Raw genomic sequence first — 15,737 nt, 5'->3', positions numbered from 1 at the left:
AAACGCCGTATTGAGAAACCGCCTTTTGTTTCTGTTCCGAGAGACATTGCCCGCCGTGCCCGATGGGTGAAGCCCGAGCTTGTCGCCGAAGTCACCTATGCCGAAGTGACACCGGACGGCAGCTTGCGGCATCCAAGCTTTGAGGGCATGCGCGAAGACAAGCCAGCCGACCAGGTGGTGATCGAGATGCCGAAGACGCCGGCAACCCTTGGCTCCGCCAATCTCGATCCGCGATTGGGCAAGGAGATCGCCGTTGCTGTCGGCGTCAAGCTGACGCATCCGGACAAGGTCATGTATCCCGGGACCAAGGTGACCAAGGCCACGCTTGCCGCTTACTACGCCGTCGTCGCCGAGAAGATGCTGCCGCACATCCGGGATCGGCCGCTGTCGCTGGTGCGCGATACCGACGGCGACCTGCAACAGACCTTTTTTCAGAAACACAGACTGCCAGGCATGCCCAAGGCCATTCATGACGGCCACTTGGCGAAGATGTCCGGTAAGGAAAGCCGCATCTTGTGGGTCAGCGACCTGGCGGGGCTGATCGCAGGCGTCCAGATGAACGTGCTCGAATTCCACATTTGGGGAAGCCTGCGCCAGCAGCCGGATCTGCCGCATCGTATGATCTTCGACATCGATCCCGACGAGGGCCTGGGCTTCACCGCCGTCAAGCAGGCAGCCTTCGACATTCGGGGCATTCTGGAAGCGCTTGGACTGCAGTCGTGGCCGTTGCTGTCCGGCGGCAAGGGCGTTCATGTGGTCGTGCCGCTCGTCCCGGAGGCAGACTGGGACGAGGTCAAGAGCTTCTGCCAAGACTTCGCCGAACTGCTGGCCCGTACAGATCCGTCGCGCTTCGTCGCCAACATGAGCAAGGCGAAGCGCAAGGGCCGAATGTTTCTCGATTACCTGCGCAACGGCCAGGGCTCCACTGCAATCTGTCCCTGGTCCACTCGGGCACGCGCGGGGGCGGGGTGCGCGGTGCCCGTCAGCTGGGAGGAGTTGCCCTCCTGCGAAAGCGCCAACGGTTTCGATGTTTTCGCCGCCGCCGCGCGGGCTCAGCTGCCGGAAGCCTGGGAAGGTTATTTCGAAGTCGAACAAACGCTTACCGAGCGCATCCGCCACGTAGTCCGGTAGGAATAAGCATTTGGCGCGGACAGCCTTTGCCCAAATTCGAGAGCGTCCCCTTCTGCGGGAGGCCCCCGCAACGCCTTCTAGAGTGAGAGTACGGACCGGTTTGCCGTGACGGGTTGAGAGCTGGAGGAGAGGCTTCCGGCGCCCGTCGCGGAGAACCGCGATGTCCAGACAATACGCTCGCGCCGGCGCCGACCGGTCAAGCCTCTATGGCGATATCACCAACAAGATCCTCGCCGAACTGGAAGCAGGGCGCTTTCCCTGGGTGCAGCCCTGGGGCACGGCGGCGGCGCAAGCGCCCATTGCTATGCCGGCCAATGCCGCGACCGGCCGCGCCTATTCCGGAATCAATGTGCTGATCCTGTGGGGGGCGGTCATCGAGCATGGCTTTCCCGTCCAGAGCTGGCTGACTTTCCGTCAGGCGCTATCGCTGGGCGGCCATGTCCGCAAGGGCGAACACGGCACCACCGTCGTCTATGCTGACCGCTTCGTCCCTGAAGACCAAAAGAGCCGTGCGCGGGAAACCGGCGAAGCAGCCCAAGCCATACCGTTCCTGAAGCGCTTCATCGTGTTCAACGTAGCACAATGTGAAAATCTCCCCGACGATTTGGCCGTGGCTCCGCCTGCACCAGAGCCTGGACTGATCGAGCCGGTCGTCGACGCGCTGATCAAGGCGACCGGGATCGATTTCCGCATCGGTGGCGATCGCGCCTATTATGATCCGGCGCATGACTATGTTCGGGTGCCGCCGCCGCAGGCCTACTTCCAGACCATCGACTGGCATCGCACCGCCCTGCACGAGCTTGGCCATGCGACCGGCCATGCCTCCCGCGTCGGCCGTGACCTCGGCGGCGCCTTCGGTACCAGGAAATATGCTTTCGAGGAACTGGTCGCGGAGATGAACGCAGCCTTCTGCTGCGCCTCGCTTGGCATCGTGCCGACCGTACGCCACGCCGACTACCTGGCCTCCTGGCTTGAGGTTCTGCGCGAAGACAACCGCGCGATCGTGCGTGCCGCGTCGCGGGCCAGCAAGGCGGCCGACTGGCTGCTCTCGTTCCTGCCGCAACCTGACGGCGCATTCAGGGCAGGCCAAGGCGAGGTCGATGAAACCGAGATCAAGTGGAGGGCGGCATGATCCTCCTCATTGATGCAAAGTCGTGCCTGCTGCCCTGTGCCCCTCCGTTATCTTCGGTGTGGGGCGCAGTCCTCAGAGTGAGAGGGCTGCGCCTTTCTTTGTGACGGGTTTGGAGGTCGAGAGAGTCTCGGCCGCCCGTCGCGGAGATAATCAAGATGGCTACCGTCAAGCAGAAGATCACCCTCAATGCCTCGCGTGACATCCCTTTCAACAAGCTGACGCTGAGCCAGTCCAATGTCCGGCGCATCAAGCGCGGGGAAACGATAGAGGACCTCGCCGCCTCGATCGCACGGCGCGGCCTGCTGCAGAGCCTCAACGTCCGGCCGGTGTTGGATGACGAGGGTAAGGAGACGGGCATGTTTGAGGTGCCCGCTGGCGGACGCCGCTATCGCGCGCTGGAACTGCTGATCAAGCAGAAGCGCATGGTCAAGACCGAGCCCGTGCCCTGCGTCGTGACCAACGCCGATAGTGAGGTCCCGATCGAGGAGGATTCCCTAGCCGAGAATTTTCAGCGCGAAGATTTACATCCGCTCGATATGTTTCGCGCCTTCCGGACTCTGCACGACCATGGCGCCAGCCATGAGGAGATCGCGGCACGCTTCTTCGTTTCCGCAACGTTCGTGCAGCAACGCCTGCGGCTCGCGAAAGTCTCGCCCAAGCTGCACGATATTTACGAGCAGGACGGCATGAAGCTCGATCAGCTCATGGCCTTTACCGTGGCCGACGATCACGCCCGTCAGGAACAGGTCTGGGAGGCGCTCGAAAATTCGTGGTCGAAGGAGCCGCATCAAATCCGGCGCATGCTGACCGAAACCACGGTTCGGGCAAGCGATCGTCGAGCGCTGTTCGTCGGTGTCGAGGCCTATGTCGCAGCCGGGGGGATAGTGCTGCGTGACCTGTTCGAGGCCGACAATGGCGGCTGGCTGCAGGACCCTGTGCTGCTCGACCGCCTGGTTCGCGACAAGCTGAAATCGATCGCAGATGAGATCGCCGCCGAAGGGTGGAAGTGGATCGTGGTCGATATCGATCTGCCCTATGGCCACAATCACGGCCTGAGGGCGCTCGCTGGCACTCCCGCCGATCTGACCGACCCGGAGCGGGGACAACGTGAAGCGTTGCGCAAGGAATACGATCGGCTGGAAGCCGAGTATGGCGAAGCCGACGAACTCCCCGATGTGGTCGATCAGCGCTTCGGCGAGATCGAGTCCGCGCTCGAGGCCTTCGAGAGCCGGCCGATGAACTACGATGCGGCCGAGATCGCTCGCGCCGGCGTGTTCATCAACATCGATCGTAATGGCGATCTCGTCGTCGATCGGGGCTATGTGCGCCCTGAGGACGAGACACGTGAGACGGTCGAAGGCGACTCCGCCGAGCCCTGCGATGTGACCGGGAGCGAGGATGGCAGCGACGATCTTTCCGTTCGCCGCGCAACCATCACCATCGGCGCGCAGGCCTCCGAGCCCGAGGAGAATGAGGGCGACACCATCAAGTCGCTGCCCGAGCGCCTGGTGATCGAACTCACCGCCCAACGCACCTTGGCGCTGCGCAATGCCGTAGCCGAGAACCAGCATGTGGCCATCACGGCGCTATTGCGCTGGCGGAAGGCATCCTGTTCACCACCTATGCCACGCTGCGCTCCGACGCTCGCGGCGAGAAGGTTTCGCGGGTCAAACAAATCGTCGAATGGTTGGGTCCGAATTTCGACGGGGTCATCATTTTCGACGAGGCGCACGCCATGCAAAACGCCGGTGGCGGCAAGGGCGAACGCGGCGACGTCGCTCCCTCCCAGCAAGGCCGTGCCGGCCTGAGGCTACAGCACGCCCTGCCGAATGCCCGCATCGTCTATGTGTCGGCGACTGGCGCCACCACAGTGCACAATCTCGCCTATGCGCAGCGGCTCGGCCTCTGGGGCGGCGAGCATTTTCCATTCTCAAGCCGCGCCGAGTTCGTCGAGGCGATCGAGGCCGGCGGCGTGGCGGCGATGGAAGTGCTGGCACGCGACCTCAGGGCACTCGGCCTCTATACGGCCCGCTCGCTCTCTTTCAACGGCGTCGAATACGAACTGATCGAGCATGAGCTGACGCCGGAACAGATCCGCATCTATGATGCTTATGCCGGCGCCTTCGGCATCATCCATAACAATCTCGATGCGGCGATGCAGGCGGCCAACATCACTGGCAGCACCGGCACGCTCAATGCCCAGGCCAAGTCGGCCGCGCGCAGCGCCTTTGAAAGCGCCAAGCAGCGCTTCTTCGGTCATCTGTTGACCAGCATGAAGACGCCGACCCTGATCCGGTCCATCACCCGGGATCTGGAGGAGGGCCATGCGGCCGTTGTCCAGATCGTCTCGACGGGAGAGGCGCTCATGGAACGGCGGCTGGCCGAGCTGCCTACCGAGGAATGGAACGATGTTCGCGTCGACATCACGCCGCGCGAATACGTCCTCGACTATCTCGCCCATTCCTTCCCGGTGCAGCTCTACGAGCCCTTCACCGACTCCGAAGGCTGTCTATCGTCGCGCCCGGTCTACCGCGAAGGCCGGCCCGTCGAGAGCCGGGAGGCGGTCGCCCGGCGCGACGAGCTGATCGCCAAACTCGCCAGCTTGACGCCTGTCCCCGGCGCGCTCGACCAGATCATCCAGCATTTCGGGGTGGACATCGTGGCCGAGGTCACCGGTCGCTTGCGCCGCATTGTCCGCAAGGGCGAGCGCCTTGTCGTTGAAAACCGTACCGGGTCAGCCAACCTCGCCGAGACGCAGGCCTTCATGGATGACCAGAAGCGCGTTCTGGTTTTTTCGGACGCGGGCGGAACGGGGAGGAGCTACCACGCCGACCTGTCGGCCCGCAACACGCGGCTGCGTGTGCATTATCTGCTCGAAGCCGGCTGGAAGGCCGACACCGCCATTCAGGGCCTGGGACGCACGCGTCGCACCAATCAAGCGCATCCGCCGCTCTTCCGGCCGATCTCGACCAATGTAAAAGCGGAAAAGCGCTTCCTCTCGACGATCGCGCGGAGGCTCGATACGCTGGGCGCAATCACGCGCGGCCAGCGCCAGACCGGCGGCCAGGGCTTGTTCCGGCCAGAGGACAATCTGGAAAGCCACTATGCCCGCGATGCGCTACGGCAACTTTATCTGCTGATCGTACGCTGCAAGGTCGAGGGCTGCTCGCTAGAGCGTTTCGAGGCGGCAACCGGCCTTAAGCTTACGGATGCCAATGGCATCAAGGACGAGTTGCCGCCGATCACCACCTTCCTCAATCGCCTGCTCGCACTGACCATCGCACTGCAGGGCGTGCTGTTCGGTGCCTTCGAGCAACTGCTGGCGGCGCGCATCGAGGGCGCGATCGCGTCAGGCACCTACGATGCCGGGCTGGAGACGCTGCAGGCCGAAAACTTCGTCGTCACCGATCGGCAGGTGATCTACACCCATCCGCGCACCGGCGCCGAAAGCCGCCTGCTCACGATCACCCAACGCAAGCGCAATCGGCCCGTCACGCTCGATGCGGCGATCGATCATCTCCGCGATCCGCGTGCCGTACTGCTCATCAACGAACAATCGGGCCGCGCCGCCGTGCAGATCCCGACCACCAGCGTCATGCTCGACGATGGCGAGGTCGAGCGACGTGTCCGCCTGATCCGGCCGATGGAAGGCCAGAACATGCCGCTCAAGGCCATGGGCGAAACACGCTGGATCGAGGCCGATCGCGAGGCGTTCACAACTGCCTGGACGGCCGAACTCGCCGGGGTGCCGGAGTTTTCGGACTCGGTCTTGCACATGGTCACCGGCTTGCTGCTGCCGATCTGGAAGCGTCTGCCCAACGAGTCGACCCGGGTTTATCGACTTCAGACCGACGAGGGCGAGCGCATCATCGGCCGCCGCGTCTCGCCGGCATGGGCCGCCAACGCCTCTGCGCCGAACGTAGTTGCGCTATCGCCGGAGCAGGCTTTTGCGGCTCTGATGGACGGCCGGAGCATCCTCGATCTTGCCGAGGATCTCCAGCTTCGCCGCAGCCGCGTCATGGGCGCATGGCGCATCGAATTGTCTGGGTTCACCGACACGATGCCCGAGCGCCTCACCGCCTACGGTCTCTTCCACGAGATCATTTCGTGGAAGCTCAGGATGTTCGTGCCGATCGACGCTGGCGGACTCGCCGTGCTGGAGCGCGTGCTCGACCGCTTCCCAATCGATCAGGTCAGTGAGCGGGAGGCTGCATGATTGCGCTTCACGCTGCATCCGACCTCGCACACCGCCTCGGCGAACATGCCGAGGCGGTGTGCCGCCACTACCTCTCCAATGGCCGTCGCCAGGGCAACTATTGGACCGTCGGCGACGTCCGCAATGCGCCGGGCCGCTCGATGTTCGTGCGTCTGCAGCCATCCCCGAAGGGACCGCCAGGCAAATGGACCGACGCCGCCACCGGCGAGCATGGAGATCTGCTCGATGTCATCCGCGAATCCCTCGGACTGGTCAATTTCCGGGACGTCGCCGACGAGGCGCGCGTGTTTCTCGCTATGCCAGATGCCATGCAACCCCGACCGGCCGAGCCGATCGCGCAGGTCCCTATTGGATCTCCGGAAGCGGCTCGCCGACTGGTCGCCATGTCGAAGCCCATTATCGGCACCCTCGTGGAAACATATTTGCGTGGACGCGGCATTACGACTTTGCACGGAACCGCGGCCTTGCAGTTCCATCCACACTGCTACTACCGGCCAGACGATCCTGGACCGACCAAGACCGTGCCGGCGATGATCGCCGCTGTCACCGACCTCGATGGACATCTGACCGGCGCGCACCGCACCTGGCTCGCACCGGACGGCGCCGGCAAGGCACTCGTCGACACGCCGCGTCGGGCAATGGGTGACCTTCTCGGTCACGCCGTCCGCTTCGGCGTACCCGGCAGCGTCATGGCGGCAGGCGAAGGCATCGAGACGACGCTCTCGCTCAGATGCGCCTTGCCCGACATGGCGATGGCTGCGGCACTCTCGGCAGCCCATCTTGCCGCCATGTTGTTCCCACCGAACCTGCGGCGGCTCTATGTCATCCTCGACAACGATCCGGCCGGTGACGGTGCCAGACACAGCTTGCTTGAGCGCGCGACGGACGCAGGAATCGAGGCTATCGTGCTGTCGCCGGAGACGGAGGATTTCAACGAAGACCTCCGCCATTTCGGACTTGCCGCCTTGCGGGCCTCGATTGCGGACCAGCTCATGCGCAAAGATCGCATTTGCTATCTGACACGGGCAGCATGAGCCGGGAGGGAAGCGCGCGGCGCATGGTGCCGATGCGCCGCAGGATGCGTGGCCCGCCGGCAGGAGAACCGCGGCCAGGCCTTTAAGAGGGCGATCGGGCCCACAGTCGTGCCGGTCAGGCAATGGCGGCGGCCGACTATTTTCCGGCGGCGCACGACAATCGCGAATGGCAGCGATTGGGCGCGACGCCTTTCCATCGCGAAGCAAAATAGCCGGACGCCGCCATCCTCCGCTACGCTCCGGCCCTCCGCTTCGCTGCGGGTGTCGGACCGTCCCGCCCGTGGGCTCTCGCCGCCATGAAGGCCGCGAGGGTCGCGGTCACCCGACGGGAGCATCCGATGAGCGAGCACGACGACAGCGAACCGCACCACGCCGCTTCTCCGACCGATCATATCCTCACCGAACTCCAGCTTTATGGCTGGCGCCCCTATGCGGACGAGCCAGATCCGCGACCGCTCCCCGGCGGCGACCACGTGGCCGGCGCGGTGGCCGACATCTTTGACGCCCTCATCGCCACCTTGGCTGACACGCGCCTCGAATCCGACCTCGATGATCTGCTCTGGTCCGTCACCAATGTCTTCCACCGCGCTGTACAACGGATCGAGCGGCAACTGGACGACAACGAGCAGGCCCAGCGCCGCCTGCAGCGCGAACAGGACGGCACCGAGATCAAGGCGGTTGAACTCGAGACACTCACCGCCCAGGGCCAGACCATGATCGAACGGCGCGACGCCTTCGAGCTCATGCGCGACCAGGCCGCCGACCACTACGATCAGCAAACCGGCTCGGCCTGGCGACCGCGCACGGGGTCGATGGTCAACCACCACCATCTCACAGCCGCAATGATCGATAGCCGCGACTTCCTCGCGGCAAGGCGGCGCGCGGAAACCGAAATCATGTTACCCGCCGGCCCCAAGATCGCCTTCTCCGGCGGCGATAGCGCCGATCACCAGTTGATCTGGGCAAAGCTCGACCAAATCCGCGCCAAGCACCCCGACATGGTGCTGATGCACGGCGGATCACCGAAAGGCGCCGAAAAGATCGCCGCCCGCTGGGCCGATCATCGCAAGGTGCCGCAGGTCGCCTTCAAGCCCGACTGGAGCAAGCATGCCAAGGCCGCTCCCTTCAAGCGCAACGACCAGATGTTGGCGGTCATGCCGATCGGCGTCATCATCTTTCGGGGCACCGGCATTCAGGAGAACCTCGCCGACAAGGCCCGCAAACTCGGCATTCCGGTCTATCGGCTGGTCAACGGCGGCGCGTAAGCGCCGCCGGAACCTAAGCCCCCGATACATAGCCGGGAGACACGGCATTTTTCAATCTATGTCGTCGTATCCTTTCCCGAAAGCTTCACACTGGACGTCGCGCTTGCCGACACCTTCTTGCGCAATGCCGCCGCTCACCTCGATGGCACTGACTGGGCGGCGGATCGAGGCAGGAACAATGCGGCCCTTCACGCCATCGCCATCGCCATTGAATTGCTCCTGAAGTCGTATCTTCTCAGAGTCGCGACCGATGATTGCTGGAACCGCGCCATATCGGGCACGATCTCGACAAGGCGGCTCGCTACGCCGAGAGAGCTGGATTGCGCCTGCCACCGCAACTGCACAGCGTCATCGCCCGGCTTCATCCTCATTTTCAGCGTGGCGGCTTCCACCAGGATCCATCGCGATCATGGGCGTCCGGTTTCTCGCTCGACGCCCGCCACATCGCGCGGCAGCTCGCTCAGGCTCTCCTGGAGCAAGAGCGTTGCCTCAACAATGCCCGCTGCTCCTGACTTGAAGATGACCGCACCCCGCGATCCATTGCGCTGATCCTTGGTCCAGCCGATGGCCTGAGGCCATCAACCCGCAAGGGGTCGGACTACGCGAAGCGTGCCGCCGCTCCGGCTTCGCCTTCGCGGTGATTGCGGCCACCGGCCGAACACATCGGGCGCCTGTCAGCGGGGGAGGGTCCTCCGCTTCAAACAGGAGCCGGATCGATGTCCTTCGCAGACGCACATGCCTTCGCCTTCAGCCTCGCCGCCACTCTCATGGTCACTATCGTCATCTTTCGTGCTGGCGACGGCACCCTCTCGGTGGTGCCGGCGAACGAGTATGACGGCGACGACACCGCCGTTATCGGCGAAATCGACCCGTTCGCCCCATGACGGGGGCAGACATCGCGCCTGCCGATGCAAGAAGACGGTAGCGGGTCAGTTTGAAAGTCAGCCCCGATCACGATACGTGCATTGCATACGCGCCGTCTGGAAATTGGCGGAAGCATATGCCCTCTTCAAGCCATGACCGATAAGCACCCCAAGCAAAGCGAAGGAAGCTCAGAAGCCGACGGTGCGCGGCTCCTATAAGAAGCGCGTGTTCGCATGACAAAGCCGACCGCTGAAGGGTTGCCCACCGTCTATTGATGTTGGTATCAAGACAGACCTATGAACCAGGGTCTTTACTATGGACGAATACGATAACCAGAAGGGCGCGAAGCCGGAGGATGTGCGCGCCGCCTTAAAAGGCTGGGCGTTTTTTGCGGCTGCAACGCTTGCAATCTTCGGCGTGGCCTACGCCCTGATTGAGATGTAGCAGCAATGAAACATTTCTGAGGGTTCATGATTAGGGCCACATGGCCCGCTTCTTCTTCGATCTAATCGACAACGGAACCTCATACCCGGACACGGAAGGCACGGACCTTCCAAGCCTAGCTTCTGCCGAAGATGAGGCAGCAAGGGCGTTGCTCGAAATCGCCAAGGACCAGATGCCGGACGGCACGTTTCGCGAAGTCGCAATCCGAGTTCATGACGGTACAAGCGCGCCGCTGTTTGTGGTAAAGGTGACGTTCGAGCTAATCCGCAATGGACCGTCCCCTGATGGACGAGTGGGAACTTGATCACCTTGCCGCAGAACATGCGCGCCTCTACCAGATACGAGCGGCGGCAGGTGTGGAAGACTTGCACGCCACCATCGCAGAGACCCGCCGCATAATCGCGGAGTCCCGCAAGCTGCTAGATCGGCTTACCGACAAGAGCGCTACCCAGCCCTAATTTCAAATTGACCCACTACCAAGAAGACCGGCGGGTTTCACCCGCGCTTTTCCTTTGCTATGCTGTGCACTGCGCCAGGTGGTGGTGGAAGGCGCAATCGCCAGAGTCGTTCTCTCGGAGACACCACCATGATCATCCTCGGCATTCTCCTTTGCGTCGCGGCCATCGGCATCTTGTGCTGGTTGCTCTTCACGTCTGCCGTCGTCGCCCTCCCTTTGTTCGTCGGCATCAACGCAGGTGCATGGGCATTCAACACCGGTGCCGGCTGGCTTGGCGCGATCCTTGTCGGCATCCTCGCAGCCGGGTTGACGCTCGGCATCGGCCAAATCCTCCTCGGCGTTGTCAGGCCTATGTGGGTGAGGCTGGCGATCGCGATGGTCTTCGTCGCTCCCGCGATCGTTGCCGGCTACCATGCCAGCCATGGCATTGCGAAGCACATGATGCCTTCGGAAATCTGGCAGATCGTCTTTTCCGTCATTGGCGGGGTCGCCGTCGGCGTCACGGCATATCTGCGGCTCGCGGGCATGGCCGCCGCCGACCAATCCGGTAGGGACATGGTTGAAGCTTAAACCCGCGCGAGCGAGGCGGGTGGACCAGACCGACGAAGCCTTAGCCTCCTCATCGTCGGTGCTTGGAGCAATCGGGCTGCATGCGAAGGATAGAGCAAACGACCTCGACGGCGCGGCCTTGTTTGTGAGCGTGGACATTCTGTCGACGCCGCAGGGCAGACCGGCCATGCGGTGGCAGGACGGTAGGCGACCCGTCGCCGCGTCGTTGGAGATGCGCGTGATGCCTGGATGTCTAGGCGATGCCGGTCCAGCCCGCAGCGATCTGCTGGCGGCGCGTTGGACGCCACTGTCTCCTTTGCCAAACTGTTCCAAGAGCGCTCCAAACGGCCTCTTCAATGGGCTGATCTGGCCGAAGGACGGCTGAAGCCTCGACCGCCTAAGCCGCAACGACGCGTCCCGACTTTCTTCCCCTGCCGGCTCCCACCCCACGCGGCAAGCGCATGGGGACCCCGAGCGCCGCCATTCCTCGCGAAACAAGAAAGTCGTTCCGGCGCCGTCCTCCGCGTTGCTCCGGTCGCAAGCGATGCGTCGTCGCTCGCCTCCGGCCAAGCGATCGCCATCGAGGCCGCATGGTGCGGGCTCGAAACAGAAAAGGAGACTTTACAATGGCTACCATCGGCACCTTCAAGAAGTCCGCATCGAACGAGTTCACCGGTGAAATCGTCTGAAGCTCCGTCAACTGAAGGTCTTCCGAGAAGTGTTGCGGGCTGGTTCTACAAGGCGAGCGGCGGCAGCGCTCGGGATTAGCCAGCCGGCCGTCAGTCAACATGTGAAGCAACTCGAGACCACGCTCGGCATCACACTCTTCAAGAGATCAGCCAACCGCATCGTCCCCTTGCAGGAAGCATGGGAACTTCTGCGAAACGTAGAACTTGCCCTGACGTCGCTGGATCGGCTGGAAGCGTCGATCTTCGCGATGAAGAACGACGAAAAGCAGCGGATTGCGATTGCCGCGCCTTCTGTTTTCGGTTTCGTGACCTTGCCCAAGGTCGTGGCGATCATCCACTCAAAGACCGCCTCGAATGTCCGGTCACTTTCGGGAAGCTACGAGCAGATCGGCGAGCACATCCTGGCAGGGCGTGCCGAACTCGGAATCTCGAGGCTGCCCCTGGATCCAAGTCTCTTTGAGTGGGCGCCGCTTGGGTCGGCACGAAACGTATGCATCTTCCATCCCGACCACCGCTTTTCAAAACAGGCCTGTATCGAGGCTCACGACCTGGCAGGCGAAACGATCGTCGATATCGATCCGCAGTTCGCCGCACACCAAATGAACTTCAATGCCTTGCGCTTCGCCGGCGTTGAGCCAGACATACTGGTGGAATTCGATTGCAACGGTCACGAAGCCGGATACGTTTCGGCTGGCCTCGGCATTTCGATAACCAACGAGATCATCGCGCGTGAGTACGCGGCGTTTAACCTCGAAGCAAAACCGGTGGAACCGTCCGCGCTCTATCACTACGTTGCGATTTGGCAGAAGGGCAGGACCTTTTCTAACGCATTGAACGTCTCGCTCGAAGCGATAATCGCTGCGTTTGCACAGACGCCGTCTGCGGGAGGGTGATGCTCCCTTGAGGAGCGTTGTCCTTGATGGCCGCTGCCCTTGAATAAGGGGCAGGGTTCATTTTGTCGAACAGTGATCAACCCGCGCCTGCTGCAACAGAACGCGGGCCGTTCGAGCCAAATAACCTCGATGTCAGGTCGTCTTGATGCCGATCTTGCGGCGCTTCGCTGGCGCCGCTTCAGGCTCAGGCGCTACGGCCTTCCGTCCCAGACCGATCGCCTTCGCCATCGTCGATCGCGCCGCGGAATAATTCGGCGCAACCATCGGATAGTCGGCGGGCAGGCCCCATTTCGCCCGGTACGCATCCGGCGACAGATCGTAGTGAGTGCCAAGGTGCCGTTTGAGCGACTTGAACTTCTTGCCGTCTTCCAGGCAGATGATGAAATCGGGCGTCACCGATTTCTTGATCGGGACAGCGGGTGTAGTCTTCTCTTCCGCTTTGGGCGGGGGCGGTCCCTGCAGCTTGCTGATCGCTTCATAGGTATCGGCAATTACGCGCGCGAGTTCGGTGACGGGAACCGGGTTGTTGCTGACATAGGCGGAAACGATGTCAGCGGTCATCTCCAGCAATTCCGCGTCGGACTCGATAAGATCTTCAGGCATTTGGCCAACCCTTCATTTGCTCTTCCAGTAGCCGTAGCCCCGATCTACGTCAGCAGCCTCGCTACAGCAAAGCGCACCGGGTGCACAAGACAAGAAGAAGGTGCAAGTGCAATTGGGCAGGAGGGCGGATACAGTTTTTGAGCGAGCCTTGTTATGCTGCCGGCTGCATGGCTGCCCTCAGCAGCATGCCAAACAGATCGCGCGGTTCATCCGGATCGGCGAGCAGATCGAGCTCCTCGTAGAGGCCGGTCGCCTGCAACTGGTCGCGCACATAGCGCAGGGCCGAAAAATCCTCGATCGCGAAGCCGACTGAATCGAACAGCGTGATCTGCTTGGCGTCTCGGCGCCCTTGTGCCTTGGCGGTGATCACTTGCCAGAGCTCGGTCACCGGATGGTTGGGATCAAGCTGTTGGATCTCGCCCTCGATGCGTGTCTGTGACGGAAACTCGACGAAAATGTCGGAGCGCAGCAGGATGTCCCTGTGCAGTTCGGTCTTGCCGGGGCAATCGCCGCCGACGGCGTTGATGTGGACGCCGGAGCCGACCATGTTGTCGGTGAGAATGGTTGCGCACTGCTTATCGGCGGTAACGGTCGTGATGATCCCGGCACCTTCAACCGCTTCCTGCCCGGTTTCGCAGATAGTGATGTCGAACCCCATGCCAGCCAGGTTCTTCGCGCATTTCCGCGAGGCTGACCGGTCGATGTCGTAGAGCCTCAGCCGGTCGATGCCGGTCAGAGCCTTGAAGGCGATCGCCTGGAATTCCGATTGGGCGCCGTTGCCGATGATGGCCATGGTGCGCGCGCCGCTCGGCGCCAGATACTTGGCCGCGACAGCTGACGTGGCGGCGGTACGCAGTGCCGTCAGGATGGTCATCTCGGTGAGCAGCATTGGGTAACCGCTGCCGACATCGGCGAGCACGCCGAAGGCGGTGACCGTCTGCAAACCCTGGCGCATGTTCTTGGGATGGCCATTGACATATTTGAAGCCGTAGAGGCGACCATCGCTTGTCGGCATCAGCTCGATGACGCCGTCATGGCTATGCGAGGCGATGCGAGGCGTCTTGTCGAAAAGTTCCCAGCGACGGAAGTCTTCCTCGATATAGCCAGCGAGCTCGGTCAGGAAGCGCTCGACGCCGATGGCGATCACCAGCTTCATCATTCGGTCGACGCTGACGAAGGGGACGATGTTCAGCTTTGCCGTGGTCATGATCAAAAGCTCCCGGAATGGCTGCGGGTCGGACGGTCCATGATGCGGCGGCCCATCAGGCTCGCCGTCAGGTCGACCATCAGCGTCGCGGTTCGGCCACGCTCGTCCAGAAAAGGGTTCAACTCGACCAGGTCGAGGCTGGAGACGAGGCCGCTGTCGGACAGCATCTCCATCACCAGATGCGCCTCGCGGAACGTCGCGCCGCCGGGAACCGTGGTGCCGACCGCGGGCGCGATCGACGGGTCGAGGAAGTCGACGTCGAGACTGACATGCAGCAGCCCGTCCTCCGCCGATACACGCGCCAGGAAGGCGCGCAGCAGCGGCGCTATGCCATGTTCGTCGATCGCGCGCATGTCGTGCACGGTCACGCCCGCCTGGTTGAGCGCGCTGCGCTCGGCCGGGTCGACACTGCGCAGGCCCATGGTGCAGACGCGCTTGGGATCGACCGCTGCCGGCAGATCCGGAAAATAGCCACCGAAACCCGGCTGGCCACTGGCGTAGGCGAGTGGAACACCATGCAGATTGCCGCTGGCGGTGGTGTCGAGCGTGTGGAAGTCCGGATGCGCGTCGAGCCAGAGCACAAACAGCGGGCGGCTGGCTTCTGCGGCTCGGCGGGCGAGGCCCGATAAGGTCCCGGCCGAGATCGAATGGTCGCCGCCGAGAAAGATCGGCATGGCGTCCTCGCTCGCCGCGTATGCGGCCGCGGCAATGGCGGACGTCCAGGCCGATATCTCAGGCAGGGCCTTCAGCGCCAGGTTGCCGTGCGAAATGCGTCTCGCTGGAATTGCTTGGATGGCGCCCATATCCTCGACAGCGTGGCCGAGGCCGGACAGCACCTCAGAAAGCCCGGCCGTCCTCAGGGCACTCGGCCCCATTTCGCATCCCATTCTGCCAGCGCCGTCCTGCACCGGCGCCCCGACGATTTTGCAACGCATTGTTTTTCCCATGGCCCAAGTTCGAATGACCGCGAGAAGATCATGGCGAGCCGGCGATATGAACAGGCAGAATTGGCAATTCGAGAAGCATTGTCTATCGTAATGGCAGCAAAACTGATCAAAGTGGTAACTCCGATGGATGCACTGGACGAACGGCTAGTGACCTTGCTGCGGCATGATGCGCGCCGCAGCGTGTCGGATCTCGCCATCGATCTAGGTGTCTCGCGCGCCACGGTCAGGGCACGTATGGAGCGGCTCGAACGGTCCGGCGATATCATCGGCTACACGGTGGTGCTGCGCGCCGACGCCGTCGATCAG

At 62.7% G+C, this 15,737-nt stretch carries 15 protein-coding genes and 3 pseudogenes; 14 read left to right on the top strand and 4 right to left on the bottom strand.

The annotated features are described in order from the left end of the window. Window positions 1-9: 9 nt before the first annotated feature. The 7 genes and pseudogenes from EN991_RS41635 to EN991_RS05065 all read left to right on the top strand — a co-directional run. A pseudogene (locus EN991_RS41635) lies at window positions 10-150 on the top strand (hypothetical protein); the annotation flags it as partial. Between the two features lie 84 nt (window positions 151-234). Beyond that, on the top strand, window positions 235-1,131 hold the full coding sequence (gene ligD / locus EN991_RS05090) for a non-homologous end-joining DNA ligase (protein ID WP_245460900.1): 897 nt from the start codon (window positions 235-237) through the stop codon (window positions 1,129-1,131). Between the two features lie 160 nt (window positions 1,132-1,291). Beyond that, the gene (locus EN991_RS05085) at window positions 1,292-2,263 is read left to right on the top strand and encodes a zincin-like metallopeptidase domain-containing protein (protein ID WP_127368301.1); all 972 of its coding nucleotides are present in this window, start codon (window positions 1,292-1,294) and stop codon (window positions 2,261-2,263) included. A gap of 155 nt (window positions 2,264-2,418) precedes the next feature. Then, window positions 2,419-3,855 (top strand): annotated as a pseudogene (locus EN991_RS05080) (ParB/RepB/Spo0J family partition protein); the annotation flags it as partial. A 2-nt stretch (window positions 3,856-3,857) separates the two neighbouring features. Next, a pseudogene (locus EN991_RS05075) lies at window positions 3,858-6,479 on the top strand (strawberry notch family protein); the annotation flags it as partial. Then, window positions 6,476-7,513: a toprim domain-containing protein gene (locus tag EN991_RS05070; protein ID WP_127368300.1), complete on the top strand. Its 1,038-nt coding sequence runs from the start codon at window positions 6,476-6,478 to the stop codon at window positions 7,511-7,513. The pseudogene EN991_RS05075 and the gene EN991_RS05070, both read left to right, overlap by 4 nt. A gap of 338 nt (window positions 7,514-7,851) precedes the next feature. Continuing rightward, window positions 7,852-8,778 (top strand): DUF2493 domain-containing protein, encoded by a 927-nt coding sequence (locus EN991_RS05065; protein WP_127365578.1) that lies wholly within the window; start codon window positions 7,852-7,854, stop codon window positions 8,776-8,778. A 188-nt stretch (window positions 8,779-8,966) separates the two neighbouring features. On the opposite strand, the gene EN991_RS05060 is transcribed toward EN991_RS05065, so the two are convergent. After that, entirely contained in the window at window positions 8,967-9,170 is a 204-nt protein-coding gene (locus EN991_RS05060) for a hypothetical protein (RefSeq protein WP_127368299.1), read from the bottom strand. Window positions 9,171-9,494: 324 nt separating this feature from the next. Between EN991_RS05060 and EN991_RS39760 the strand changes: the two genes are divergently transcribed. The 6 genes from EN991_RS39760 to EN991_RS05040 all read left to right on the top strand — a co-directional run bounded on the left by EN991_RS39760 (window position 9,495) and on the right by EN991_RS05040 (window position 12,674). Next, window positions 9,495-9,662 (top strand): hypothetical protein, encoded by a 168-nt coding sequence (locus EN991_RS39760; protein WP_164753788.1) that lies wholly within the window; start codon window positions 9,495-9,497, stop codon window positions 9,660-9,662. A gap of 295 nt (window positions 9,663-9,957) precedes the next feature. After that, on the top strand, window positions 9,958-10,086 hold the full coding sequence (locus tag EN991_RS41630) for a hypothetical protein (protein ID WP_275955654.1): 129 nt from the start codon (window positions 9,958-9,960) through the stop codon (window positions 10,084-10,086). 40 nt (window positions 10,087-10,126) lie between these two features. Further along, the gene (locus EN991_RS39755) at window positions 10,127-10,390 is read left to right on the top strand and encodes a hypothetical protein (protein ID WP_164753786.1); all 264 of its coding nucleotides are present in this window, start codon (window positions 10,127-10,129) and stop codon (window positions 10,388-10,390) included. Between the two features lie 282 nt (window positions 10,391-10,672). Beyond that, complete coding sequence (locus EN991_RS05050) at window positions 10,673-11,113, top strand: hypothetical protein (protein ID WP_127365580.1); 441 nt, start codon at window positions 10,673-10,675, stop codon at window positions 11,111-11,113. A 19-nt stretch (window positions 11,114-11,132) separates the two neighbouring features. Further along, the gene (locus tag EN991_RS05045) at window positions 11,133-11,477 is read left to right on the top strand and encodes a hypothetical protein (RefSeq protein ID WP_127365581.1); all 345 of its coding nucleotides are present in this window, start codon (window positions 11,133-11,135) and stop codon (window positions 11,475-11,477) included. A 300-nt stretch (window positions 11,478-11,777) separates the two neighbouring features. Next, window positions 11,778-12,674 carry a LysR family transcriptional regulator gene (locus tag EN991_RS05040; RefSeq protein WP_127368298.1) on the top strand — a complete coding sequence of 299 codons (897 nt, stop codon included), beginning with the start codon at window positions 11,778-11,780 and terminating at the stop codon, window positions 12,672-12,674. 132 nt (window positions 12,675-12,806) lie between these two features. Here the strand turns inward: EN991_RS05040 and EN991_RS05035 are convergent, their stop codons facing one another. The 3 genes from EN991_RS05035 to rocF form a co-directional block, all read right to left on the bottom strand. Continuing rightward, the gene (locus EN991_RS05035; RefSeq protein ID WP_127368297.1) at window positions 12,807-13,277 is read right to left on the bottom strand and encodes a MucR family transcriptional regulator; all 471 of its coding nucleotides are present in this window, start codon (window positions 13,275-13,277) and stop codon (window positions 12,807-12,809) included. A 151-nt stretch (window positions 13,278-13,428) separates the two neighbouring features. Further along, window positions 13,429-14,484 (bottom strand): ornithine cyclodeaminase, encoded by a 1,056-nt coding sequence (locus tag EN991_RS05030; RefSeq protein WP_127368296.1) that lies wholly within the window; start codon window positions 14,482-14,484, stop codon window positions 13,429-13,431. A 2-nt stretch (window positions 14,485-14,486) separates the two neighbouring features. Then, window positions 14,487-15,419, bottom strand: coding sequence for an arginase (gene rocF, locus EN991_RS05025; RefSeq protein ID WP_127368295.1), 933 nt, complete (start codon window positions 15,417-15,419; stop codon window positions 14,487-14,489). Window positions 15,420-15,521: 102 nt separating this feature from the next. On the opposite strand from rocF, the gene EN991_RS05020 reads away from it, so the two are divergent. After that, a partial coding sequence (locus EN991_RS05020; RefSeq protein WP_245460899.1) for an Lrp/AsnC family transcriptional regulator occupies window positions 15,522-15,737 on the top strand: 216 nt, incomplete at its 3' end.

Source organism: Mesorhizobium sp. M7A.F.Ca.US.005.03.2.1 (assembly GCF_003997795.1).
GTDB classification, from domain to species: domain Bacteria; phylum Pseudomonadota; class Alphaproteobacteria; order Rhizobiales; family Rhizobiaceae; genus Mesorhizobium; species Mesorhizobium ciceri.
The sequence above is the reverse complement of the archived record's forward strand: the minus strand, read 5'-3'. Positions and strand labels throughout refer to the sequence as shown.